This window comes from Brevundimonas sp. TWP2-3-4b1 (genome assembly GCF_049897665.1).
GTDB classification, from domain to species: Bacteria; Pseudomonadota; Alphaproteobacteria; order Caulobacterales; family Caulobacteraceae; genus Brevundimonas; species Brevundimonas subvibrioides_B.
The window spans coordinates 21,844-44,839 of sequence record NZ_JAFCWQ010000011.1; the positions used below are offsets into that span (position 1 = coordinate 21,844).

Annotated in this window: 25 protein-coding genes; 17 read left to right on the forward strand and 8 right to left on the reverse strand. The window is 68.7% G+C overall.

The annotated features are described in order from the left end of the window. Nucleotides 1-18: 18 nt before the first annotated feature. The 6 genes from ACP7A5_RS10080 (at nucleotide 19) to ACP7A5_RS10105 (ending at nucleotide 3,747) form a co-directional block, all read left to right on the forward strand. On the forward strand, nucleotides 19-1,260 hold the full coding sequence (locus tag ACP7A5_RS10080) for a YihY/virulence factor BrkB family protein (protein ID WP_426041798.1): 1,242 nt from the start codon (nucleotides 19-21) through the stop codon (nucleotides 1,258-1,260). A gap of 42 nt (nucleotides 1,261-1,302) precedes the next feature. Beyond that, nucleotides 1,303-1,572 (forward strand): hypothetical protein, encoded by a 270-nt coding sequence (locus tag ACP7A5_RS10085; protein ID WP_426041799.1) that lies wholly within the window; start codon nucleotides 1,303-1,305, stop codon nucleotides 1,570-1,572. A gap of 184 nt (nucleotides 1,573-1,756) precedes the next feature. Further along, nucleotides 1,757-1,969, forward strand: coding sequence for a cold-shock protein (locus tag ACP7A5_RS10090; RefSeq protein ID WP_298158945.1), 213 nt, complete (start codon nucleotides 1,757-1,759; stop codon nucleotides 1,967-1,969). Between the two features lie 254 nt (nucleotides 1,970-2,223). Next, complete coding sequence (locus ACP7A5_RS10095; protein ID WP_426041800.1) at nucleotides 2,224-2,943, forward strand: heme ABC transporter permease; 720 nt, start codon at nucleotides 2,224-2,226, stop codon at nucleotides 2,941-2,943. A gap of 13 nt (nucleotides 2,944-2,956) precedes the next feature. Next, on the forward strand, nucleotides 2,957-3,151 hold the full coding sequence (gene ccmD, locus ACP7A5_RS10100) for a heme exporter protein CcmD (RefSeq protein ID WP_426041801.1): 195 nt from the start codon (nucleotides 2,957-2,959) through the stop codon (nucleotides 3,149-3,151). After that, nucleotides 3,148-3,747, forward strand: a complete 600-nt coding sequence (locus tag ACP7A5_RS10105) for a DsbE family thiol:disulfide interchange protein (RefSeq protein ID WP_426041802.1) — start codon at nucleotides 3,148-3,150, stop codon at nucleotides 3,745-3,747. Before ccmD ends, ACP7A5_RS10105 begins: the two co-directional genes overlap by 4 nt. On the opposite strand, the gene ACP7A5_RS10110 is transcribed toward ACP7A5_RS10105, so the two are convergent. Next, entirely contained in the window at nucleotides 3,744-4,646 is a 903-nt protein-coding gene (locus ACP7A5_RS10110) for an ATP-grasp domain-containing protein (protein ID WP_426041803.1), read from the reverse strand. The two genes, ACP7A5_RS10105 and ACP7A5_RS10110, sit on opposite strands and share 4 nt — an antisense overlap. Further along, nucleotides 4,619-5,437, reverse strand: coding sequence for a hypothetical protein (locus tag ACP7A5_RS10115; RefSeq protein WP_426041804.1), 819 nt, complete (start codon nucleotides 5,435-5,437; stop codon nucleotides 4,619-4,621). Before ACP7A5_RS10115 ends, ACP7A5_RS10110 begins: the two co-directional genes overlap by 28 nt. Here ACP7A5_RS10115 and ACP7A5_RS10120 point away from each other — a divergent pair. Further along, on the forward strand, nucleotides 5,436-6,446 hold the full coding sequence (locus ACP7A5_RS10120; protein ID WP_426041805.1) for an adenosine kinase: 1,011 nt from the start codon (nucleotides 5,436-5,438) through the stop codon (nucleotides 6,444-6,446). The two genes, ACP7A5_RS10115 and ACP7A5_RS10120, sit on opposite strands and share 2 nt — an antisense overlap. On the opposite strand, the gene ACP7A5_RS10125 is transcribed toward ACP7A5_RS10120, so the two are convergent. The 4 genes from ACP7A5_RS10125 to ACP7A5_RS10140 all read right to left on the reverse strand — a co-directional run bounded on the left by ACP7A5_RS10125 (nucleotide 6,443) and on the right by ACP7A5_RS10140 (nucleotide 8,497). Continuing rightward, the gene (locus ACP7A5_RS10125; RefSeq protein ID WP_426041806.1) at nucleotides 6,443-6,928 is read right to left on the reverse strand and encodes a hypothetical protein; all 486 of its coding nucleotides are present in this window, start codon (nucleotides 6,926-6,928) and stop codon (nucleotides 6,443-6,445) included. The two genes, ACP7A5_RS10120 and ACP7A5_RS10125, sit on opposite strands and share 4 nt — an antisense overlap. A 20-nt stretch (nucleotides 6,929-6,948) precedes the next feature. Next, complete coding sequence (locus ACP7A5_RS10130) at nucleotides 6,949-7,548, reverse strand: Smr/MutS family protein (protein ID WP_426041807.1); 600 nt, start codon at nucleotides 7,546-7,548, stop codon at nucleotides 6,949-6,951. Nucleotides 7,549-7,552: 4 nt separating this feature from the next. Further along, entirely contained in the window at nucleotides 7,553-7,792 is a 240-nt protein-coding gene (locus ACP7A5_RS10135) for a helix-turn-helix domain-containing protein (RefSeq protein WP_426041808.1), read from the reverse strand. Between the two features lie 111 nt (nucleotides 7,793-7,903). Next, nucleotides 7,904-8,497, reverse strand: a complete 594-nt coding sequence (locus ACP7A5_RS10140; protein ID WP_426041809.1) for a DUF2975 domain-containing protein — start codon at nucleotides 8,495-8,497, stop codon at nucleotides 7,904-7,906. Between the two features lie 597 nt (nucleotides 8,498-9,094). On the opposite strand from ACP7A5_RS10140, the gene rdgB reads away from it, so the two are divergent. The 9 genes from rdgB to ACP7A5_RS10185 all read left to right on the forward strand — a co-directional run bounded on the left by rdgB (nucleotide 9,095) and on the right by ACP7A5_RS10185 (nucleotide 19,148). Then, entirely contained in the window at nucleotides 9,095-9,697 is a 603-nt protein-coding gene (gene rdgB, locus ACP7A5_RS10145) for an RdgB/HAM1 family non-canonical purine NTP pyrophosphatase (protein ID WP_426041810.1), read from the forward strand. After that, a complete protein-coding gene (hemW, locus tag ACP7A5_RS10150; protein WP_426041811.1) occupies nucleotides 9,690-10,868 on the forward strand; it encodes a radical SAM family heme chaperone HemW in 1,179 nt (392 codons plus the stop codon). Before rdgB ends, hemW begins: the two co-directional genes overlap by 8 nt. Before the next feature lie 37 nt (nucleotides 10,869-10,905). Next, nucleotides 10,906-11,781, forward strand: coding sequence for a 16S rRNA (cytidine(1402)-2'-O)-methyltransferase (gene rsmI / locus ACP7A5_RS10155; RefSeq protein WP_426041812.1), 876 nt, complete (start codon nucleotides 10,906-10,908; stop codon nucleotides 11,779-11,781). Then, on the forward strand, nucleotides 11,778-12,182 hold the full coding sequence (locus tag ACP7A5_RS10160) for a YraN family protein (protein ID WP_426041813.1): 405 nt from the start codon (nucleotides 11,778-11,780) through the stop codon (nucleotides 12,180-12,182). Before rsmI ends, ACP7A5_RS10160 begins: the two co-directional genes overlap by 4 nt. 41 nt (nucleotides 12,183-12,223) lie before the next feature. After that, nucleotides 12,224-13,039 carry a SirB1 family protein gene (locus tag ACP7A5_RS10165; RefSeq protein ID WP_426041814.1) on the forward strand — a complete coding sequence of 272 codons (816 nt, stop codon included), beginning with the start codon at nucleotides 12,224-12,226 and terminating at the stop codon, nucleotides 13,037-13,039. Nucleotides 13,040-13,164: 125 nt separating this feature from the next. Then, complete coding sequence (gshB, locus tag ACP7A5_RS10170) at nucleotides 13,165-14,115, forward strand: glutathione synthase (RefSeq protein ID WP_426041815.1); 951 nt, start codon at nucleotides 13,165-13,167, stop codon at nucleotides 14,113-14,115. 88 nt (nucleotides 14,116-14,203) lie between these two features. Beyond that, complete coding sequence (locus ACP7A5_RS10175) at nucleotides 14,204-15,781, forward strand: YifB family Mg chelatase-like AAA ATPase (protein ID WP_426041816.1); 1,578 nt, start codon at nucleotides 14,204-14,206, stop codon at nucleotides 15,779-15,781. Between the two features lie 68 nt (nucleotides 15,782-15,849). Then, nucleotides 15,850-17,406: a response regulator gene (locus ACP7A5_RS10180; protein ID WP_426041817.1), complete on the forward strand. Its 1,557-nt coding sequence runs from the start codon at nucleotides 15,850-15,852 to the stop codon at nucleotides 17,404-17,406. Nucleotides 17,407-17,456: 50 nt separating this feature from the next. Continuing rightward, nucleotides 17,457-19,148, forward strand: coding sequence for an AmpG family muropeptide MFS transporter (locus tag ACP7A5_RS10185; RefSeq protein ID WP_426041818.1), 1,692 nt, complete (start codon nucleotides 17,457-17,459; stop codon nucleotides 19,146-19,148). Here the strand turns inward: ACP7A5_RS10185 and ACP7A5_RS10190 are convergent, their stop codons facing one another. Both ACP7A5_RS10190 and dapF read right to left on the reverse strand, forming a co-directional pair. Further along, on the reverse strand, nucleotides 19,149-21,512 hold the full coding sequence (locus ACP7A5_RS10190; protein WP_426041819.1) for an NADP-dependent malic enzyme: 2,364 nt from the start codon (nucleotides 21,510-21,512) through the stop codon (nucleotides 19,149-19,151). An 81-nt stretch (nucleotides 21,513-21,593) separates the two neighbouring features. After that, complete coding sequence (gene dapF, locus ACP7A5_RS10195; protein ID WP_426041820.1) at nucleotides 21,594-22,457, reverse strand: diaminopimelate epimerase; 864 nt, start codon at nucleotides 22,455-22,457, stop codon at nucleotides 21,594-21,596. A 99-nt stretch (nucleotides 22,458-22,556) separates the two neighbouring features. Between dapF and ACP7A5_RS10200 the strand changes: the two genes are divergently transcribed. Further along, nucleotides 22,557-22,955 (forward strand): host attachment family protein, encoded by a 399-nt coding sequence (locus tag ACP7A5_RS10200; RefSeq protein ID WP_426041821.1) that lies wholly within the window; start codon nucleotides 22,557-22,559, stop codon nucleotides 22,953-22,955. Nucleotides 22,956-22,996: the final 41 nt, after the last annotated feature.

Sequence of the window (22,996 nt, forward strand, 5' to 3'; positions counted from 1 at the left end):
TGGACCGTTGACCCGCCGATGCAACTCCCGTCTCCGATCCGGCCTTCCCCGCGGCGCACCCTCATTTCCGGCCCCTGGGCCTTCGTTGGCGCGATCGTCGGGGGGCTCGCCGCCGGGGCCGGGGCCGCGCACCTCATCTATACCCAGGGTCACAAATACGGGGTCGAACTGAGGCCCCGCCGGCCCGAACCGACGCCGCCCCGGCCGCCGACGCCGGAAGATTACGAGGCCCGCGAGCCCGGCCGCGGCCGCATGGCCGAACGGCCCCATCAGATCCCGCACAAGGGCTGGACCGACATCGCCTGGCGCGTCGGCGGCTCCTATTTCGGCGACCGCGTCGGATTCGTTTCGGGCGGGGTGACCTTTTTCATCCTGCTGTCGCTGTTCCCGGCGCTGGCGGCGTTCGTCACCATCTACGGCCTGTTCGCCGATCCGAACGACGCATCGGGGCGGATCGCCTCCCTCTATTCGGTGCTGCCCTCGAACGTCGCCCAGTTCATCAATGCCGAGCTGACGCGACTGGCGGCGGGCTCGACCGGCCAGCTGACCTTCACCCTCGTCTGGACCCTGGCCCTGTCGCTGTGGACGGCCAACAACGGCATCAAGACCTTGTTTTACGGGCTCAATGTCGCCTACCACGAGGTCGAGCGGCGCAATATCGTCCAGTACAATCTGCTGGGGTTCGCCTTCACCCTGACGGGGCTGGCGGCGGTGCTGATGACCGCGGCCCTGGTCGTGGGCGTGCCGATCGCGCTGGGCGTCTTCGGCCTAGCGGACGAGTGGGAGAGACTGGCCCCCCTGCGCTGGCCGTTGCTGTTCCTCGGCTACGTCGGGGCTCTGACGGTCATCTATCGCTTCGGCCCCTGCCGCCAGCGGGCCCGCTGGCGCTGGCTGACGCCAGGGGCGCTCTTCGCGGCGACCCTCAGCGTGATCGTGTCCTTCATCTTCAGCTGGTATCTGACGAACTTCGTGCGGCTGGACTCCTACGGTCCGCTGGCGACCGCCATGGGCTTCCTGCTGTGGACCTGGATTTCCGTTCAGGTGATCCTGATGGGCGCCGAGGTGAACGCCGAGATCGAGCACCAGACCGCCATCGACACCACCACCGGCTCGCCTGCGGCGATCGGAGAGCGCGGCGCGGTCATGGCCGACAGTATCGGTCCGCGTCGCGGCAGCCACGCCGCCCTGACCTTCACCCTGAAGCACGCCGAGGCTCTGGCCGACCGCCTGTCGCGGCGGAGAAACCGCCCGCGCCTCTGAGCGGAGTCGCAAAATCGGTCGGTTCGCCTTATCTCTCTGTCTATGAGCAACAACTTTCGCCCGACCACCCTCGAACGCGCCTACGAACTCGCCCGCGGCGGCGAGTGCCGCACAGTCGGCGACATCAAGACCCGCCTTCAGCAGGAGGGACACGAGCGTGTCCAGGATCGCCTGTATGGCGGCTCGCTGACGTCCGCCCTGCGCAAGCTCTGCGTCGCCCACTACATCGCCCCGGAGGGGGGCGATGTAGCGCCCGCGTCGGCTGATTCCGACCTCGAAGATGACGAGGAGGACGGCCCGGTTCCGGCCTGACAACTCGCCGAATCAAGACTCAGGTTGTGCACAGGGCGTTTTGCGTCCATATAAGCGCTGTCGATCTCTCTGCGTAACGCCCCTCTCTCTTTGCGAACGCACCGAGTTTCTGGCCGATCCCATTCAGACCCGACAGGCTTCAGGCGCTCTTGCCTGATGCAAACTGCTAACGGAGGTCCTTAAAATGGCTACCGGCACTGTCAAATGGTACAACTCCACTAAAGGCTACGGCTTCATCGAGCCCTCGGACGGCGGCAAGGACGTGTTCGTGCACGTTTCGGCCGTTGAAGGCGCCGGCATGAACGGCCTGAACGAAGGCCAGAAGGTCTCGTACGAAGTCGAACGCGACCGTCGCACCGGCAAGGAATCTGCCGGTCAGTTGAAGGCCGCTGAATAGTCCTTCACGGATTTTTCAAGTGACCAGAGCTTGATCGGCTGAGGGGAAATCGCTTCGCGATTTCGCTGATGCCGTCAATCAAGCTCCAGAGTTTAGCGAGAGCATGCTTCACGCTCTCGCCAAATCCGCTAAGCGGATTTGTCTCAAACGATCATGCTCGAGCGGGGTCGGGGCGAAAGCCCCGGCCCCGTTTTCGTATCCGCGACCCGGCGTGCGCTTGCTCCATCCCGCCTTGGCGCGTAATCGCGCTGACGATGTTCGGCCTCGCCAACCCCGCCCGCTTCATGAGTTTCACCCGGCCGCTGACGCCGGTGCTGTGGGCGATCGCGGCCGTGCTGCTGGTGGTTGGCGTTTGGCTGAGCTTCGCGGCGCCCGGCGACTATCAGCAGGGCGACACCGTGCGGATCATGTTCGTGCATGTGCCGGCCTCGACGCTCGGCCTCGGCGCCTATGCGGCGCTCGGCGTTTCCAGCTTCTTGGCCCTGGTGTTCCGCCATCCGCTGGCCGACGCCGCCGCCCGCGCCGCCGCCCTGCCGGGCGCGGCCTTCACGGCGCTCGCCCTGATCACCGGCTCCCTGTGGGGCCAGCCGATGTGGGGAACCTGGTGGGTCTGGGATGCGCGCCTGACCTCGGTGCTGGTGCTGTTCCTCTTCTACCTCGGATACATGGCCCTCAGAGCCTCGATCGACGACGAACAGAAGGCCGCCCGCGCGGCCGCAGTCCTCGGTCTCGTCGGCCTCATCAACCTGCCGATCGTCAAGTTCTCGGTCGACTGGTGGAACACCCTGCATCAGCCGGCCTCCCTGCTGCGCGCGGGCGGGTCAAGCCTCGACCCTGTATTCCTCGCCCCGCTGCTAATCATGATGGCGGCCTATGGGGCCCTGTTCCTGGCCATCTGGCTGACCGCGATCCGCACCGAGATCACCCGCCGTCGGGTCCAGACACTGCGCGCCCGACAGGCGTTGGACGCATGACGGAGTCAGACTGATGCCCGATCTCGACATGAGCCCCTACGCCGCCTTCGTCTGGCCCGCCTGGGGGATCAGCGCCCTGGTGCTCGGCGCCGTCATCGCCGGCGCCGTCTCGGCTTCGCGCAAATGGAAGGCCGAGCTGAAGCGGCTTGAGGACGACGGCGAAGCCGTGGCTCAAATGGCGCAAAGCGCGACAGGCGACCAAAAATGAGCCGATGGTTTTCGATTGTCCCGCTGGTCGTCCTCGCCGCCCTGGCGGCCCTGTTCATCGGCTGGTCGCTGAAGCGTGATCCCGCGTTCAAGCCGGACGCCCTGGTCGGCCAGACCGTGCCCGAGACCGTCCTGCCCATCCTTCAGGACGGCGTGGCCGGGCCCCAGAACGTCGACATCCGCACGGCCGGCGTCGGCAAGCCGATGATCGTCAACGTCTTCGCCAGCTGGTGCGCCCCCTGCCGCCTCGAGCATCCGCGCCTGCTGGCCCTGGAGGCGCAGGGGATCGCCGTCGTCGGAGTCGCCTACAAGGACGAGCCCGAGGCGACCCAGGCCTTCCTCGACGAACTGGGCGACCCCTTCGCCATGGTCCTTGTCGACCGGGAAGGCCGCGCCGGCCTCGACCTCGGCGTTTCAGGCGTGCCGGAAAGCTTCGCCGTGGACGCCATGGGCCGGATCGTCGCCAAATCCGCCGGCCCTTTGCTGACCGACGAGAATGTCGAGCGCCTGACCGCGGCGCTGGTCGCCCCGTCCCGGCCGCTGCCGACGGCGACGACGCTCGATGAAGCGCAAGAGCGGCGCGACGCCGCGAACTAGGCGCCGCCGGACAGTCTGGCCTTCACGGCTCCGGCGAACAGACGCCCGCCGTCCGGAGCCTGGGACAGATAGAAGTCGGGCTCGACCAGTTCCGCCTCCATCAGGACCCACCCTGCAGGGGACTCGACCATGTCGATGCGGGCGTACAGCAGGGGCTCTTCGATCGCGGCCAACACCCGCTCGGCTAGGGCGACGGCCCCGGCGGGCGGCTCGGCGACATAGACATAGCTGCCGCCGTACTGAACCTGGACACGGAAATCACCCGCTGTGGCGCGCTTCATGACCGCATGGCTGAACCGCCCGTCGAAGAACAGCAGGGACAGCTCCCCGTTGGCCACCAGTTCGGGCAGGAAGGGCTGGATCATCGCCGCGCCGTCGGGGGCGTCGGTGAGGGTCTCGCCGCGGAAGACCTTCACCGTCTTCCATGCCCCGCCGGAGACGGTCGGTTTCACGACGAGGGTGTCGGTTCCGAACCGGCCGAAGGCGGCGTCGACCTCGGCTGGCGTGACTTGATCGCTCCAGGCCGTGGGCGGGATCGGGATCCCTGCGGTCTCCAGCCGACGCAGATAGGATTTGTCGGAGTTCCATCCCAGCACCGAGGCCGGATTGGCGATCCGCACCCCGGCCTTGCCCCACAGGGTCGCCGCCGCCAGCCAGTCGGCGTGCCGCTCATAGTAGCCCCAGGTCAGGACGCCGAGCACGAGGGGATAGCCGGTCAGGCCCGAAGCGTCCTCGACATGGTCGGTCCAGGCGGTCGGGACGGCGCTCACATCGGCCATCGCCAGGGCGATCGACAGCCGCTCCAGCACGACGGGCCAGTGGCTCTTGTAGGCCGGGTCGTCGGCGGCGGGCGTCAGGATGGCGATCTGGGTCAGGACGCGGTCTCCAGCGAGGAACAATCGCCGCCGAGGGCCTGCGATCCTTGCGCTGCCCGATAGCCCAATTCGCGATTTCCCGATGTTGAAATCAGATCGGTCAGGGTGCGGCCTGGCTCGGCGCCCGCCTCAACGACCCAGGCCTCGATCGGACCGTCGGGGGTGCGCACCGTCTCCGATCCGACGACCCGCACCGAGAAGGTCCCGAACCCCTTGTCGTACTGCCAGTAGGGCAGGGAGAACGTCGCGCCCTCGGCCAGCGGCAGGGCGGCGAAGGTCTGGCCGAACAGATTGCCCTCCCAGACCGGCCCGGTCAGGGGGACGTCGATGGGCCTGGAGACGCCGCCTTCGATCCTCTCGCCGGTGATCCGGTCGGGGCCATAGGACAGGCGCGCATGGACCTGACCCTGGCGGGTGTTGATCAGGGAGATCGGCCGCAGGCTCGCGGCCTCCAGCAGAAACTCGTCGCGCATGTCGAAGGCGCCGCCGTGGACCGACTGATGCACGACCACCCGCAGCACGGGATTGCCTGCGACGGTGTCGCGCTCGATCGTCTGCCAGGTCACGCCAATGGGCCGCGAGGCGCCGTCGCGGGTCATGCTCAGAGTGAAACATTTTCGCTCCTCGCTGATCCGCCCGCCATCCGGGACGACCGTCGGCGAGGCGATCTGAAGGGCTAGGGCGGCGAGCAGGCTGAGCATGGCGATCTCCCGGAAAGCGGCGGCGATCTTGCGAACCGCCGGTCGGGCGGCAAGTGAAGCTTCGGTAATCCGCCTCTGGCGCGTGACGATCCGGCCCGCTATGGGGCGCGCCATGACCCAGAACACCGCCACCTATGATGTTTGCGCCGTCGGCAACGCCATCGTCGACGTCCTGTCGCCGTGCGATGACGCCTTCCTGGCCGCCCAGTCCCTGACGCCCGGCTCGATGCAGTTGGTCGACGAGATCCAGAGCGCGGCCCTGTACGACGCCATGGCGGCGGGCGTGGAGGCCTCGGGCGGCTCTGCCGGCAATACTGTGGCGGGCGTCGGCAGCTTCGGCGGCCGCGCGGCCTATGTCGGCAAGGTCGCGCCGGACACCCTGGGCGGCGTCTTCAGCCACGACATCTGCGCCTCGGGCGTCCACTTCGACACCCCCGTTCTGGAAGGCGGCGCCGGCACCGGCCGCTGCCTGATCAACGTCACCCCGGACGGCCAGCGCACCATGTGCACCTTCCTGGGCGCGGCGAACCAGCTCGGGGTCGAGGACATCGATGCCGAGCTGATCGGGTCCAGCGCCATCGTCTATCTGGAAGGCTATCTGTTCGACCCGGCCCCGGCCCGCGCCGCCTTCGAGGCCGCCGCCGCCGCCGCCCACAAGGCGGGCCGCAAGGTCGCCATCACCCTGTCGGACACCTTTGTCGTCGCCCGCTGGCGCGCCGAACTGCTGGCCTTCATCGAGGCCTCGGCCGACATCGTCCTGGCCAACGAAGGCGAACTGGCGGCCCTGTTCGAGACGGATGACTTCGACGCCGCCGCCGCGAAACTGGCCTCGATGGTCGAGATCGCCGCCGTCACCCGCGGCGAGCACGGCTCGGTCATCCTCTCGGGCGACGAGCGGGTCTCGGTCGCCGCCTATCCGGTGGCCAGGGTCCAGGACACCACGGGCGCCGGCGACCAGTACGCCGCCGGCTTCCTGCTGGGCGTCGCACGCGGCCTGACGTTGGAACAGTCGGGCCAGCTCGGCTCGCTGGCCGCCTCGGAAGTGATCGCCCACTGGGGTCCGCGTCCGATGGTGAAGCTGGCCGATCTGGCCGCCGAGAACGGCCTGACGCTGACCGTCTAGTCCGCCAAGGGTTCCGCATCGAAGGCCTTGCGCCAGGCGCGCAGGCCTTCGTCGTCGACCAGATTCGCGACCGGAACGGTGGCGTCGATCGACAGCCGTGACCCGACGTAGCGACCATAGGTCACGAACCACTCACCCTCGCGGCCCGACAGGGCGTCGAGGAAGGGAATGGGCCCGCAACCGGTGAAGGTCGTGTGGCGGATGGCGATCCGCCCGGCCGGCAGATCGCCCTTGAGCGCCAGCGACGGCACGAGCATGGCGCTGAACCCGTAACCCCCTGCCAGTTCGATGCGCTCGAAGGCGCTGGCCTGGGACAGGAAGATCACGTCGGACCGGGCCCACAGCTCGGCCTGACGATTTCTGACACGCTCTGCGGCGGCGTCCTGAGAGGCGTCAACAAGTGGCGAACAGGCCAGAGCCGGCGCCGCAACCGCGGTCAAGGCGACGGCGAAAACCCATATGGCGAGGCGGTTTGCGATCATCGAGATCCTCCGCCTTCGGGCTAGCGTTTCAATGTGACGTAAATCGCGCCGTCGCCGCCGTGGCGCCGGTGGGCCATGGCGAAGCCGGAGACGATGCCGCGCAGGGCGTGACCCTGGAGCCATTCCTGGATCGAGGCGCGGATGACGCCGCCGCCCCCTCCTTGCGAAAGACGGCGTCCCTGACCCGTGACGACGAGTACGGCGCGGAGGCCGCGCGCCCGGGACTGGGTCAGGAAGGCACGCAGCTGGTCCTCGGCCTCGAACCGGCCAAAGCCGTGCAGGTCGATGGAGGCCTCGATCGGATCGCGCTCGCGCGACAGCCGGCGCTGGCGGCGAGGTTCCAGCTCCTCGGGCACGGACCGGGGCGCAGGCGTGGGCGCGGGCGCCGGCTTCGGGGCCGGAGCGGCGCCCCGGATTTTCGTAGACGACTTCGGCTTGCCCAGCACCGGCAAGCGGGGCGCGGCCTTGATCGTCTCGGGCTTCAGCGGCTCATCGGGCAGGATGGCGCCCGGCGTCACGCGCGCGGCTTTTCGGGTCTTCGGAGGCGTGACGGAGCCGGAAACCCGGGCCCAGATGCGGCGGTCCTCGGTCGTCAGGTCGGGAGGCGGTCGCCGCGCCACGGGATCAGTCGTCTTCGCCGTCGGCGTCCGGCTCCGGCGGACCGGGCTCAAAGACCAGCAGGTCGCCCGGCTGGCAGTCCAGTTCGCGGCACAGGGCGTAGAGGGTCGAGAACCGGACGGCCCGCGCCTTTCCGGTCTTCAGGATCGACAGATTGGCCAGGGTCACCCCCACGCGATCCGCCAGTTCGGTCAGCGACATGCGCCGCTCGACCAGGATTTTGTCCAGTTGAACCCGTATCGCCATTCTAGTGGCCCTTCGGGGCGCTACCGCTCGCCCCCCGGTCCGATCTTCGATCGGCCGGAGGACAGGCTAAGCGGTCGCTCGCTGCTTGAGCGCGCGGGCCGGCTCTGGCGGTCATATGGTCAACTCGGATTCCCGGCGCAGACGCGCGCCTTCCTTGAACACCTCGGCCAGGACGAAGACGACCAGGACCGAGAACACCGGGGTCAATAGCTCGCCGACCCCCTGTGAATCCATCACGCCAGGCGCCAGGCGGGCGGCGACCAGCCCCTGGATCAGCCAGACGCCGCCGGTAACGATGGCGAGGATCAGGCCGATCTGGCGCAGGCGGCGCACATTCTCGGGGCGGAACGGATCCCCCACGGTCAGGGTGCGGAAGATCATCCGCAGATTTCTCAGAATCAGCAGGAACCCGCCGAAATAGGCGGTCAGGGCCCCCACGCCGAACAGTAGCAGGGGCCGCGTCAGCGGCTGCTGGCGGCCGCCGGATTCGTTGGAGACGGTGATGTTCAGATTGGCCAGTGGAATGAAGATCGAGGCCAGGAAGACCAGGAGCAGCACCGCGGTGATGATCATCAGAAGCACATAGGCCACGTCCAGCGCGATCTTCAGCAGGCTGGAAACAGAGCTGGGCCCAATGGTCTTGAACGGCGCGCGGATGCCTCTGGGCATCTTCGGCAGGCGCAGCTCAGGCCGTGTGAGGGGCATCGACAGCTCGGAAAGGACACTGGACCGGAAATCTTGGCCGCGAGGACCGCGTGGGGTTCGGGAACACCCCTACGCGGTCTTATACATCGCGATCTTCTTCAACGCCGAAGCCTTCTTTTGTGTTGCTATCGCTCGGCTCGTGGAGCCTCGCTGCCTGAGCAACGAAAGGGGGGCCTCTTCTCTTCGACGGTCGCTCAAGCAATGAGCGACCGCTTAGCCTGTCCTCCGGCCGATCGAAGATCGGACCGGGGGGCGAACGTTAGCGACCCAGGTTAGAAAGACTGCACCAGGATGGCGACCAGGGCGGTCGGCAGGGCGGCGAGCAGGGCGGCGTTGATCAGCACCGCGCCGACCTTGTCCATCATCAGCGAGGCGTTCATCGTGTTCATCGTTCTATCCTTCGATCCTGAGGCGGGTCATTAATGCCCGCTTCTGTGCGCCACGGGGTTCGGATTTGCCCTTCTGGGTCTTTCCGGGGAACGTTGTGGCCGCCGTTCTTGAGATCATAGATAGGCCGTGCGTGCCGTGCAGTCACGTTACATATCGTTTAACGATATTAAACTTAGGCAATGAAATGTTTCAGGAGCGTGATCGCGTATGAAGTTGAGGCTTATCAAAGGGATGCGGCTCGTGGCCGCCACTCACAACGCCGGAAAGGCGCGGGAATTCGACGCGCTTCTGGACGGACATTACACGGTGGTTACCGCCGGGGAGTTGAATCTGCCCGAACCAGCAGAAACCGAGACCACTTTTGTCGGCAACGCCATGCTGAAGGCGCGTCATGCCGCCCAGTTTTCGGGCGAAGTCAGCCTGGCCGACGATTCCGGCCTGTCAGTCGCGGCTCTGGACGGCGCCCCCGGCATCTTTTCGGCGCGCTGGGGTGGGCCGGAGCGGGACTTCGCCGCCGCGATGCGAAAGATCGAGACGCGGCTGGAGGAACTGGGGGCGATCGACCCGTCGGCCTGGTTCACCTCGGCCCTCGCGGTAGCCTGGCCTGACGGCCCCTGTGTGGTGGTCGAGGGGCGGGTCGACGGGGTCGTCACCTTCCCGCCACGCGGCGAGCACGGCTTCGGCTACGATCCTCTGTTCATTCCGGATGGCCATGACCTGACCTTCGGCGAGATGACGCCGGAGCTGAAGGACAGCCTAAGCCACCGCACCCGCGCCTTCGAAATGCTCAAGGCGGCCCTGATTGACTGAGCCTCGCCCCGACGCCGCTGCGCCGAAAGCGGGGAATGGGGCCATCGCCGTCTACGTCCACTGGCCCTACTGCGCCCGTATCTGCCCCTATTGCGATTTCAACGTCGTACGTGACCGGGGCTGGCGCGATGAACAGGCTGTGCTGGTCGAGGCCATCCTGTGCGATCTGGAGGCCCACGCGGCGATGCTGGGACCGCGCCCGCTGGCCTCCATCTTCTTCGGCGGCGGCACCCCGTCCCTGATGCGGGCGGAGGACGTGGCGCGGGTCATCCAGCGGGCGCGGACGCTGTTCCCCGGCGGCGCGGTCGAGATCACGCTCGAGGCCAATCCCACCGACGCCGAAGCCGCCCATTTCGCCGCGCTGAGACAGGCGGGGGTTAATCGTCTGTCGCTGGGGGTACAGTCGCTGGACGACGCGGCCCTGAAATTGCTCGGCCGCAACCACTCCGCCGACGAGGCGCGCCGGGCCATCGCCGTCGCCGCCGGCGTCTTCGACCGGCTCTCGATCGACCTCATCTACGCCCTGCCGGGCCAGACGGTCGACGTCTGGAATGCCGCCATGACCGAGGCGCTGGCCATGGGGTTCGAGCACGTCTCCCCCTACCAACTGACCATCGCCGAGGGCACCGCCTTCGCCCGCGCGACCGAGCGGGGCTCGCTCGTGCCGCCCGACGAGGACACGGCCGCCGACCTCTACGAAGCCACCCAGACCGTCCTCGGGGTCGCCGGGTTCGAAGCCTATGAGGTGTCCAACCACGCCCGGGATGCCGCGGCCCGCTCCGCCCACAACCTGCATGTCTGGCGCGGCGGCGACTATGTCGGCGTCGGCCCCGGCGCCCACGGGCGGCTGACGCTGCAAGGCATCCGCACCGCCACGGTCGCACAGCGCCGCATCGCCGCCTATGTCGAGGGCGTCGCTGCCGGAACGCCCTGGTCCCACCAAGACATGCTGGACCCCCGCGCCGCCGCCGAGGAGCGTCTGTTGCTGGGGCTGCGCACCGTCGAGGGGGTCGCCTTGGCCGATCTGGCGGCGCTGGGCCTGTCGCCTGCGGCCGATCCTGTCGCGGACCTGATCACCGACGGCTTCCTCACGTTCGCCGACGACCGCGTCGCAGCGACCCCTCAGGGCCGCCCCGTCCTCGACGCGGTGCTGAAGGCGCTGCTCACCTGACCTTCGCTCGGGCGGCGGATTGTGGCACGGTCGGGCGATGAGCCAGCCCAGCCCCTTTCCCCCGACCGCGCCGCCACCCCGGCCCGTGTCGCCCGGGCTCTATCTGGTCGCCACCCCGATCGGGAACCTCAGGGACATGACGCTGAGGGCGCTCGACGTCCTCGCCGCCGCGGACCTGGTCCTGGCCGAGGACACCCGCGTCACCGGTAAATTGCTCGGCGCCTACGGACTGAAGGCGAAGCTGGAACGCTGCGACGACCACGCCTCGGCCCATGCGGCCGAACTGGCCATCGAGCGGGTGCGCGAGGGCCAGGTCGTGGCCCTGGTCTCCGACGCGGGCACGCCGGTGATCTCGGACCCCGGCTTCGTCGTCGCCCGCGCCTTCATTGCCGCCGGCCTGCCGGTGCATCCGATCCCCGGCCCCTCCAGCCTGCTGGCCGCCCTGTGCATCGCCGGCCAGCCGTCCGACCGGTTCCTGTTCGCCGGCTTCCTGCCGCCCAGGTCCGCCGCGCGGAAGACGGCCCTGGCCGAGGTCAAGGCGGCGCGCCAGACCCTGGTCTTCTTCGAGAGCGGCCCGCGTCTGGCCGCCAGCCTCGCCGACATGGCCGAGGTGCTGGGTCCGCGCCCCGCCGCCGTGACCCGCGAACTGACCAAACTCTATGAGGAGGCCGTGCGCGGCACCCTGGCCGCGCTCGCCGTCGACCCGCGCTGCGACAACCCCAGGGGCGAGATCGTCATCGTCATCGGCCCCGGTGAGGTCGAGACCGCCAGCGCCGCCGATGCGGACGCGGCCCTGACCGAAGCCCTCGCGCGCTTGGCCCCCGGAGAGGCGGCGTCCGAGGTGTCACGCGCCCTCGACCTCCCAAGAAAGGCCCTCTACCGCCGGGCGCTCGAGCTTCAGGGCAAGGGATGAGGCCGTCGAAGGTCCGCGCCGCGCTTCCCGCGAAGCCGAAGGCGGAATGGCGTCAGGCGTTGGGCGGGCAGGCGTTTCGCGAGGGTCACGGCGCCGAATGGCTGGCCGCCGCCTTCCTGATGCTGAAGGGCTATCAGGTGCTGGGTTTCCGTCTGAAGGCCAGGGGCGTGGAGATCGACATTCTCGCCCGACAGGGGAAGACCGCCGTTGTGGTCGAGGTTAAACGCCGCGCCACGATCGAGGCCGCCCTGAACGCCGTGGATCCCCATCAGCTAGAGAGACTGCGTGCCGCCGGCGCCGCACTGTTGCGTCAAAGGCCCAGCCTGGCCGGTCTTGGGTTGCGGATCGATACCGTAGCGCTGGCGCCAGGACGAGTTCCGCGCCATCGTCGCAATCTATAGTTCCACTGGGGGGTGGGAACGGGTCGTCGGGGGACGGGGCTGTGACGCGCGAAGAGGCGGAAGTCGCACTGGAAGAGGCCGGTCGGGCCGACGACGACGCGTTCCCGCTGCTGGACGCGGCGATCGCCTGCGCCCTGCATGACTATCCGTTCCGCGACTCCTCGCCGGCCCGCGTCCTCGCGGACGCCGCCGCCGAACGGCTGGCCGAGCGCATCGGCGGCGAGAGCCCCGACGACGCTCTTGCCGAGACCATGGCCTCAGATCTGAGGTTGAACGGCGACCTGCTGCGCTATGCCGATCCGGCCAATACCGATGTGCTCGACGTCGCGGAGCGGAGGCGGGGGCTGTCGGCGGCTCTGGCCGTCTTCTATCTCGACGCCGCCCGCCGCGCGGGCGTGAAGGCCCAGGGCGTCGACTTTCCCAACCATTTCCTGCTGCGGGTCGAGACCCCCTCTGGTCCTGTCGCGCTGGACCCGTTCAGCCAGGGCCGGGTCGTCATGCCGTCGGAGCTGACCCGCCGCGCCCTGCGCGCCGGCCTGACGCCGCACGTCGCCGACCGTCTGGACGTGCTGATGGCCCCGGTCAGCGACCGTGAGTGCCTGATCCGGCTGCAGAACGTCCTGTTCAGCCGCGCCATCAAGGCGGGGGACTATCTCTGCGCCGAACGGTCGGCCGTCCGCCGCGCCCTGCTGGATCCCGAGGATCACCGGCCGTGGCTGGATGTCGCGGCGGCGCGCGAGAAACAGGGCGCCCTGACCGGCGCCCTCGAGGCCCTGCGTCGCGCCCGCGCCGTGGCGGGGCAGGACGACGAGATGCATCAGATGGCCGCCGACCGGCTGCGGATGCGGCTGAACTGACGCTTCTGCTTGGAACCGTCGCGCTTCGTACTACTTGAAAGCCAGGCGCGAACGCGCTCAAGCAGCGAGGCGTCCCAACCTTCAAAGAGGGGCCTGGCGATAGCGCACCAAGGAAGTCCTTCTCCATGCTCAAAGTCGCCATCCAGATGGACCCCATCGAGGCGGTCAACATCGCCTCGGACACGACCTTCTTCCTGGCCATGGAGGCGCAGCAGCGCGGTCATCCGCTTTGGGTCTACGACTTCCGCACCCTGGCGCTGGAGGACGGCGCCCTGTTCTGTCGCGCGCGCCCGGCGGTGATCCGTCAGGTGCATGGCGACCATGTCACCCTCGGCGACGAGGTGAAGCTCGATCTCGGCCGTGACGTCGACGTCATCCTGATGCGCCAGGATCCGCCCTTCGACATGGCCTATGTCACGGCCACCTATCTGCTGGAGACAGTCCATCCGCGCACCCTGGTGGTCAATGACCCGGCCGAGGTCCGGTCCGCGCCGGAGAAGCTGTTCGCCACCCGGTTCGAGGGCGTCCAGCCGCCGACCCTGATCTCGTCCGATCCCGTCGCCCTGGTCGATTTCCACGAGCGTCACGGAGATGTGGTGCTGAAGCCCCTGCACGGCGCGGCCGGCTCGGGCGTCGTTCGCCTCAAGGCCGACGATCCGAACCTGGAGGCTCTGATCGAGATCCACATGTCCGGATCGCGCGATCCGCTGGTGATCCAGAAATTCATCCCCGCCGTCTCTAAGGGCGACAAGCGCATCATCCTGATCGACGGCGAGCCGGTCGGCGCCATCAACCGCGTCCCGGCCGAGGGTCAGGTGCGGTCCAACCTGCGCGTCGGCGGCACGGCGGCGCCGGTTGAGCTGACGGCCCGCGACCTGGAGATCTGCGCCATCATCGGGCCGGAGCTGAAGGCGCGCGGCCTGCTGTTCGTCGGAATTGACGTGATCGGCGACTACCTGACCGAGATCAACGTCACCTCGCCGACGGGCGCCGTGCAGCTGAAGGAATTCACCGGCATCGACGCCGCCGCAATCCTGTGGGACGTGATCGAGGCGAAACACGTTCCGAGCGCATAACGGCGCTCTTGCAATCTGGACATGTTCATGGTTCGTTCTCTTCGCGCTCAAGCAGCGCGACATGCGTTAGCGCAGCAAGGAGAGCATCATGCTGGCCAGTATCGCGACGGTGGCGTTCGAGGGGGTCGAGGCGCGGCGCGTCGCTGTCGAGGTGCAGCTGGTCGGCAACGACGGCCCGACCATTTTCTCGATCGTCGGTCTGCCCGACAAGGCCGTGGCCGAGAGCCGGGAGCGGGTGCGCGGCGCCTTCGCCGGCATCGGCCTGGCCCTGCCGGCCAAGCGGATAATCGCCAACCTGGCCCCCGCCGACCTGCCCAAGGAGGGCAGCCATTTCGACCTGCCCATAGCCCTGGCCCTGCTCGCCGCCCTGGGGGTGATCCAGCCGGACGCTCTGGAGGGCTGGGCGGCGCTGGGCGAACTGGGGCTGGACGGCCGCATCCAGCCGGTGGGCGGAACCCTGCCCGCCGCCGTCGCGGTCGCCGCCATGGGGCTCGGCCTGATCTGTCCCGAGGCGAATGGGCCCGAGGCGGCCTGGGCCGGCGACGTCCGACTCCTCGCGCCGCGGTCGCTGATCGGCCTGATCAATCACTTCAAGGGTACGACCGTGCTGCGCCCGCCGGAGCCGGGGCCGGTGAAGATCGGCGCGAGCGCCGCCGACCTGCGCGACGTCAAGGGACAGGAGAGCGCCAAGCGGGCGCTGGAGGTGGCCGCTGCCGGGGGGCACAACATCCTGTTCGTGGGCCCGCCGGGCTCGGGCAAGTCGATGATGGCCCAGCGTTTGCCCGGCCTGCTGCCGCCGCTGACGCCGCAGGAACTGCTGGAGACCTCCATGGTCTGGTCCGTCGCCGGACTGATCGAGCGGGGCGCCCTGACGCGCGACCGGCCGTTCCGTTCGCCCCACCATTCCGCCTCCATGGCCGCCCTGACCGGCGGGGGGTTGCGCGCCAAGCCGGGCGAGGCGTCCCTGGCGCACAACGGCGTCCTGTTCCTGGACGAACTGCCCGAATATTCGGCCCAGGCGCTCGACAGTCTGCGGGCGCCGCTGGAAACGGGCGAGATCGTGGTGGCGCGGGCCAACGCCCATGTGCGCTATCCGGCGCGATTCCAGCTGGTCGCGGCGATGAACCCCTGCCGCTGCGGCGTCGGCGGGGCGGGCAAGGGGGCGTGCGGCAAGGCCCCGCGCTGCCAGCGCGACTATCAGAACCGCATCTCGGGCCCGATGTTCGACCGCATCGACCTGACGGTGGAGACCCCGCCCGTCACGGCCGCCGACATGGCCCTGCCGAGCCCGGCCGAGGGCACGGCCGAAGCTGCCGCCCGTGTCGCCGTCGCCCGCGCCATGCAGGAAGAGCGGGTGAGCGAGGCTGGCCTCGACCCGCTTCAGGCGCTGAACGCCCGTTCGTCCGGCGATGTGCTGGAACGGTTCGCCACTCCGGATGAGGCGGGCCGCGCCCTGCTGATGCGGGCCGGGGAGGCCGGGGGACTGACGGCGCGCGGCTGGACCCGGACCCTGCGTCTGGCCCGCACTATCGCCGATCTGGAGGGGTCGACCGGGGTGCTGCGCCGCCACATCGCCGAGGCCCTGATCTATCGCCGCACGACGGTCGGCGCCCAGGACCAGTTCGAACGGCAGCAGGACGCCCGGACCAGTCTCCCGGCCTGGTAGCCTTCAGCACGCAGTTGAAGCGGCCTTAACGCCTGATCCTGCATGATCCTCCCGAAACGGAGAGCGGCATGGCGCGACGGAAGACGGAGCAGGCGGGCGAAACCGGGCAGGCGATCCGCGCGGGCGGCGCCGATCCCTTCCTGCGGCTCATGAGCCACGAGATGCGCACGCCCCTGAACGGCGTCATCGGCATGATCGGCCTCCTGACCCGCACCCGGCTGGACGGAGCCCAGCGCGCCTATGCCGAGGCCGCGCGCGAATCCGCCGAACACCTGCTGGGCCTCGTCAACGACCTGCTCGACTACGCCCGGCTCGAGGCCGGGAAACTGGAATTCGATCCCGCGCCCGTCGAGCTGGAGGGTCTGGTGCGCGGCGTCGCCGAACTGCTCAGCCCCCGCGCCCACGACAAGGGGCTTGAGATTGTCTGGTCGGTCTCGCCCGACGCCCCCGATGTCCTCGCCGACCAGGGCCGTCTGCGTCAGGTCCTGTTCAATCTCGCGGGCAATGCGGTGAAGTTCACCGACGCCGGCGGCGTCAGTATCTCGGTTGAACGCGCCGGGGGTTCCGATCATCGGCCGCGGCTGGCATTCATCATCGACGACACCGGCCCCGGCGTGCCGGTCGAGGCCCGCGGCCGCATCTTCGAGGAGTTCGGCCACGTCGATGCCTCCGACGCCACCCGCCACGGCGGGGCCGGTCTGGGTCTCGCAGTGGTGCAGAAACTGGCCACGGCCATGGGCGGGGTGGTGCGGGTCCAGGATGCGCCGGGCGGCAAGGCCGCTCACGGCTCGCGCTTCGTGTTCGAGGCCGCCTTCGCCGTCGCTCCGGGCGCCACGCCCCGCGCCCGGCCCCTGACCGATCGGGCGGTCGCCGTCCGCACCCCTGACGCCTTCGTCCGCGCCGCCGCAGAGGCCCAGATCACCGCGTCGGGCGGCTCCGTCTGGCCCGCCGGCGATGTGGCGCCCGTCACCCTCGTCGACCACGCCGAAACTGCCGTATCGGGCCTGTCGCTGGCAGCCTTGCCCGAGGGCGGACGCGGCGTGATTCTGCTGAAGCCGTCGGAACGCGAGTTGATCGCCCGCTACCGGTCGGTCGGTTTCCATGGCTATCTGATCAAACCCCTGCGCCGCGCTTCGCTCGTCGAACGGGTGCTGGCCGCCGCCACGGCTGGAGAAACCGTCGGCGTCCCGCGCGGCCTCCCGCCCGAGGACGACCGGGTTGTTCCCATCCGTTTCGCCGGCACCCGAATCCTGCTGGTCGAGGACAATCCGGTCGGCGCTCTCCTCGCCCGCACCCTTCTGCGCCGCGAGGGTTGCGTGGTCGAAACCGCCGCAACGGGGGACGAGGCCCTCGCCGCCCTGAAGCGGGCCCGCTACGATCTCGTCTTCATGGACATGCGCATGCCCGGCATGGACGGCCCGGCCGCGACCCGGGCCATCCGAGCCGGCGGCGACTGCACCCCCATCGTCGCCCTGACCGCAAATGCCTTCGCCGAAGACCGTCAGGCCTGCCTCGCGGCGGGCATGAACGACCACCTCGTCAAGCCGCTGGAGATGGAGGCCCTGCGCGCCGCCCTGGCCCGCTGGACGAGCGGCGACATCCGCGCCAAGGTCTCCGCCGCATAGGGCGAACCGGCGATCAGATCGGAGCCCCTTCGAGACAGAGGCTCCGTTCCATGACCGCTCCCGCCGCGCCCCCCACTGCGCCGACAGAGATCGACCTGAAGCCCAAGGGGCTGGCCGTTCTGAAGGTCGCCTTCCGCGAACGGCGCACCCTGGCCATGCTGCTGCTGGGCTTCTCCGCCGGCCTGCCGTTCGCCATGCTGATCGGCACGCTGAACGCCTGGCTGACCGAGGAGAAGATCCCGGTCGCCACCATCGGCATCCTCTCCTGGATCGGCCTGTTCGGCGCCTTCCGCTTCCTGTGGTCCCCGGCCGTCAGCTGGACGCCGCCCGGCCTCGGCAAGCGGCTCGGCCGCCGCCGTAGCTGGCTGCTGGTGCTTCAGGTGATCATCGCCATTGCCCTGGGTCTGGTCGCCCTGTCGCATCCGAGCGCGGGCGTGCTCGGACCGCTGGCCCTGGGCGCCGCGCTCGGAGCCTTCGCCTTCGCCACCCAGGATATCGTCATCGATGCCTGGCGGATCGAGGTGGCAGACGAGAAGACGCCCATCGACCTGCTCTCGACCGTCTATCAACTGGGCTATCGCACGGCCGCCCTCGTCGGCGGCGCAGGGTCTTTGCTGATGTCCGTGGTCATCGGCTGGCCCGGCGTCTTCATCACCGCCGCCCTGCTGATGGGGCTTGGCATCATCGGCACCCTGATCGCGCCCGAGCCCGTCCCGTCGTCCCGGACGGCGGTTGCGCGCGAGCGGCGCGGGTCGCCGCGTCTGCGGCTGATCGTGCTGGTCGCCACCCTGGCCGCCTGGGGCTGGGCCGCCTTTATGCTGGTTCGTTTCATGGTTATCGCCCTGACCACCTCGCCGGCGCCGAGCGCCGGGACCTTCACCAGCTCCTGGGGCCCCTGGATCGTCGGGGCCACCGTTGTTCTGCCGGCCGCCCTCGCCGGCCTGATTGTGTGGAAGGGCCGCGCCGCGACCGCCGCCGAGGCCACGGCGGCGCCGAAGCTGGCCGACACTCTCTATGACGCCATCCTGGCCCCGCTGGTCGAGCTGATGGGCCGTCTGGGCTGGGGCGCGGTGATCGTGCTGGGACTGATCCTGACCTACCGCATCACCGACGGCGTCTGGGGTCCGTTCGCCTTCCCCTTCTACATGGGGGACACGGGCGGGGCTCTGGGTCACACGGCCGCCGAGGTCGCCCTGGCGTCCAAGACCTTCGGCGTTATCATGACCATCGTCGGCATTGGGCTCAGCGGCTGGGCGTTGCTGGTCATCGGCCGGATGTGGAGCCTGCTGCTCGGCGCCATCCTGTCGGCAGCCACCAACCTCCTGATGATGGACCTGGCGCTCGGCGCCCCCGGCATCGGGCCCTTCATGTCGGCGACCGGTCTCTATTCCGTGTTCGGATCGATCGGCGTGGGCGAGCCCCTGTCACGTCTGATGCTGGCCATCGCGGGCGAGAACATCGCCGGCGGCTTCGCGGGCGCCGCCTTCGTGGCCTATCTGTCGGCCTTGTCAAACAAGACCTTCGGCGCGGTCCAGTTCGCCGTCTTCATCTCTCTGGCCCTGCTCATCGGCACGCTCGGGCGCGGCGCGCTCGGTGAGCTCATCGATGCCCAGGGCTATGCGCCGATGTTCGTCATCGCCGCCTGGATGGGGGTGATCGCCATCGTCTTCGTCCTGATCGAATGGGTCCGGCTGGGGTTCGAGGCCCGCAAGCTGGCCCGGACCGGAGCCTTGACGGTCTGATCAGACCGTCGGCGGCACCGCCGTCATCGACCGCTCGGCCGCGGTGCTCGGGTGCGGCGTGGCGTCCTCGTCCTCGGGTTCGAACTCGACGCTGACGCCCTGCTCGTAGGCGGCGAAGGTGGCGGCGGTGATGATCTCCGAGACCTGGGCTCCGAGGGAGACGATCTGCACCGACTTCTCCAGACCGACCAGCAGCGGACCGATCACGGTCGCCCCGCCCAGGGCCTGAATCAGCTGGGTCGAAATGGCGGCCGAATGCAGGGCCGGCATGACAAGCACATTGGCCTCGCGGCTCAACCGCATGAACGGATAGTTGGTCCGCAGGTCCGGATCGAGCGCCAGTTCCGGCGGCATCTCGCCCTCGTATTCGAAGTCGACTCCCTTGTTGTCGAGGATGCGGATGGCCTCGCGCACCTTCTCGCCGCGCTCTCCAGGCGGGTTGCCGAAGGTGGAATAGCTCAGGAAGGCCACGCGCGGCATGCGACCCAGTTTTTTCACCGTCGCGGCGGCCTGGATGGCGATATCGGCCAGTTCCTCGGCCGAGGGCAATTCGTGGATCGAGGTGTCGGCGACGAAGATGGTGCGGCCCTTGGCCAGGACGATCGACAGGCCGATCAGGCTGTCGCCCTCGACGTCCAGCACGCGCCGGACCTCCTTCAGCACCATGTTGAAGTTGCGGGTCGTGCCCGTGACCATGGCGTCCGCCTGGCCGCGCGCCAGCATGGCGGCAGCGAAATAGTTGCGGTCCTGGTTGATCATGCGCTGCACGTCGCGGCGCAGGTAACCGCGCCGCTGCAGCTTTTCGTACAGGAAGTCGGTGTACTCGACGTTGCGCTCCGACACCCGGGCGTTGACGATCTCGATGCCCATGGCGTCGAAGTCGAGGCCCGCCTCGGCGGCGTTCCTGCGGACCAGATCCTCGCGCCCGATCAGGATCGGCGTGCCCAGCTCGGCCTGTTTGAAGGCCCACGCGGCGCGGATGACGGTCGATTCCTCGCCCTCGGCGAACACCACGCGCTTGTTCGGCGCGGCGCGCACGGCGGACGAGATCTTCTGCATCAGGGCGGCGGACGGGTCGACCCGTCCGCGCAGCCGGGCGCGGTAGTCGTCCATGTCGTCGATGCTGACGCGTGAGACGCCGGTGTCCATCGCCGCCTGGGCGACGAAGGGCGGGATGTACCAGATCAGGCGCGGATCGAACGGCGTCGGGATGATGTAGTCGGGGCCGAACTTCAGCTTGCGACCGCGATAGGCCACGGCCACCTCGTCCGGCACGTCCTCGCGCGCCAGCTGGGCCAGGGCGTGGGCGCAGGCGATCTTCATCTCGTGATTGATGCGTCTGGCCCGGACGTCCAGGGCGCCGCGGAACAGATAGGGGAAGGCCAGGACGTTGTTGACCTGGTTCACATAGTCCGAGCGGCCGGTGGCGATGATGGCGTCCTTGCGCACGGCCAGCACCTCTTCAGGAGTGATCTCCGGATCCGGATTGGCCATGGCGAAGATGATCGGGCGCGGCGCCATGGAGGCGACCATCTCGGGCGTGATCGCGCCCTTGGCCGACAGGCCCAGAACGACGTCGGCTCCCCGCATGGCCTCGGCCAGGGTCCGTTTGTCGGTATCGATGGCGTGCACCGACTTCCACTGGTCCATGCCCTCAGTACGACCGCGATAGATAACGCCGTGCAGGTCGACGACGGTGGCGTTCTCGGGCTTGACGCCCAGCGACTTCATCAGGCTCAGCGACGACAGTCCGGCTGCGCCCGCGCCGACCAGGACCATCTTCACGTCCTCGAACTTGCGCCCGGTGACGTGGCAGGCGTTGATCAGGCCGGCGGTGGAGATGATCGCTGTGCCGTGCTGGTCGTCATGGAAGACGGGAATGTCCAGCAGGTCCTGCAACTCGCTCTCGATGACGAAGCATTCCGGAGACTTGATGTCCTCCAGGTTGATGCCGCCCCAGCTGTCGCCGATGTTCTTGACGACGGTGATGAACTCGTCGGGATCGGTGGCCTTCACCTCGATGTCGAAGCTGTCGACGTCGGCGAAGCGTTTGAACAGGACGGCCTTGCCCTCCATCACCGGCTTGGACGCCAGGTGGCCGAGGTTTCCCATGCCCAGGATGGCCGTGCCGTTCGAGATGACGGCGACCAGATTGCCCTTTGAGGTGTAGTCGTAGGCCTTGTCCGGATCCTCGGCGATGGCGCGCACCGGCACGGCGACGCCGGGCGAATAGGCCAGGGACAGGTCGCGCTGGGTCGCCATGGGCTTGGTCGGCGCCATGGAGATCTTGCCAGGGTGCGGCAGACGATGGAAATCGAGCGCTTCTTCGTCGGAGAAGGTCTGCTTGTCGGTCTGATCGGGCATTTGGGGCTCTGACGGTTTGGGCCCGTCCGGTCTAGCGGCGCCCTTCCCTCGGGACAACCGCCGACGCCCGGGCGGCGAGGATCAGAGGTCCAGGGCGCCCGTGCGCTCGACCTCCACCGGGCCGGTCATCAAGACATGGCCGGTGGCCTCATCCCAGTCGATGACCAGTTCGCCGCCGTCGACGACGACCGTGGCCTTCCTCCCCGTCAGCCCGCGCCGCGCGCAGGCGACCAGGGCCGCGCAGGCGCCGGTGCCGCAGGCCCTGGTCAGGCCGGCGCCGCGCTCGAACACCCTCAGGCGGATGCGGTCGGGGGCCAGGACGCTGGCGAACCCGACATTGACTCCCTCCGGGAACAGGGGGTGGTGCTCGATCAGGGAGCCCGCGCCCACAACGAAGTCATCGTCGAGCCGATCGGTGAAGAAGACGACGTGCGGGTTGCCCATGGAGACGGCGCCGGGCGTATGCACAACCGGATCGTCGATGGGCCCGACCTGCAGCTCGATGCCGCGGGTGTCCATTTCCTCGGCCAGGGGGATGTCGCGCCAGTCCAGCCGGGGCGGACCCATGTCGACGGTGATCCGGTCTCCATCCGCGCCCTTGCCTGCACGCTTCGCCACGGTCTTCCCGCCCAGGGTGTCGATGGTGACCTCGTCCGAGCCGTTGGCCTGCATCAGCATCCAGGCGACGCAGCGCAGGGCGTTGCCGCAGGTCTCGACCGTGCCGCCGTCGGCGTTCCACACCCGCATGAAGGCGTCGGCCGTGTCCGAAGGCTCGATGGCGATCAGCTGGTCGAAGCCCTCGCCGATCTTGCGATCGCCGAGCGCGCGCACGGCGTCGGGGCCCGGCGTGAAGGGCCGGTCCAGCGCATTAACGACGACGAAGTCGTTGCCAGCGCCGTTCATCTTGACGAAGGGTCTGGAGGGCGCGCCGCTCATGGACGCCATATAGACACGTCGGACGAAGGCCCCAAGGTCGCAGTCACGCAACGCCCCCGGCCGCGACTCGTTAGTCTCTTCTCTGAAACGGACGACGAGGCCTTACCAATGAATCTTCCCAATGGCGCGATGGTGGCAGTGGTGGACGGCGAGAAGCTGGCCCTGTTCAAGAACACTGGCCACAACGACGTCGCCCTGACCGCCCTGTCGAACCCGGAAATCGAGGAGCGGGCCTCGGGCTCGGCCGGTCGCGGCTCCAGCGAGGCCAATCCGGACAACGACACCCAGGCCGAGGACGGTTTCGCCATGGGCGTGGCCGAGGTGCTCAACAAATGGGCCTTGGGCGGCAAGTTCGACAAGCTTCTGGTGATCGCGGCGCCCAAGACGCTCGGCGAGCTGCGCAAGCACTGGCACAGGGAACTCTCCTCGCGGCTCGTGGGCGAGATCTCCAAGGACCTGACCGGCCATTCGACCGACCAGATCGCCGCGGCCATCGGCAAGGCCTGATCCGGTCGCCACGGTCCGGCCTGCCGGACCGTGGCGACCGG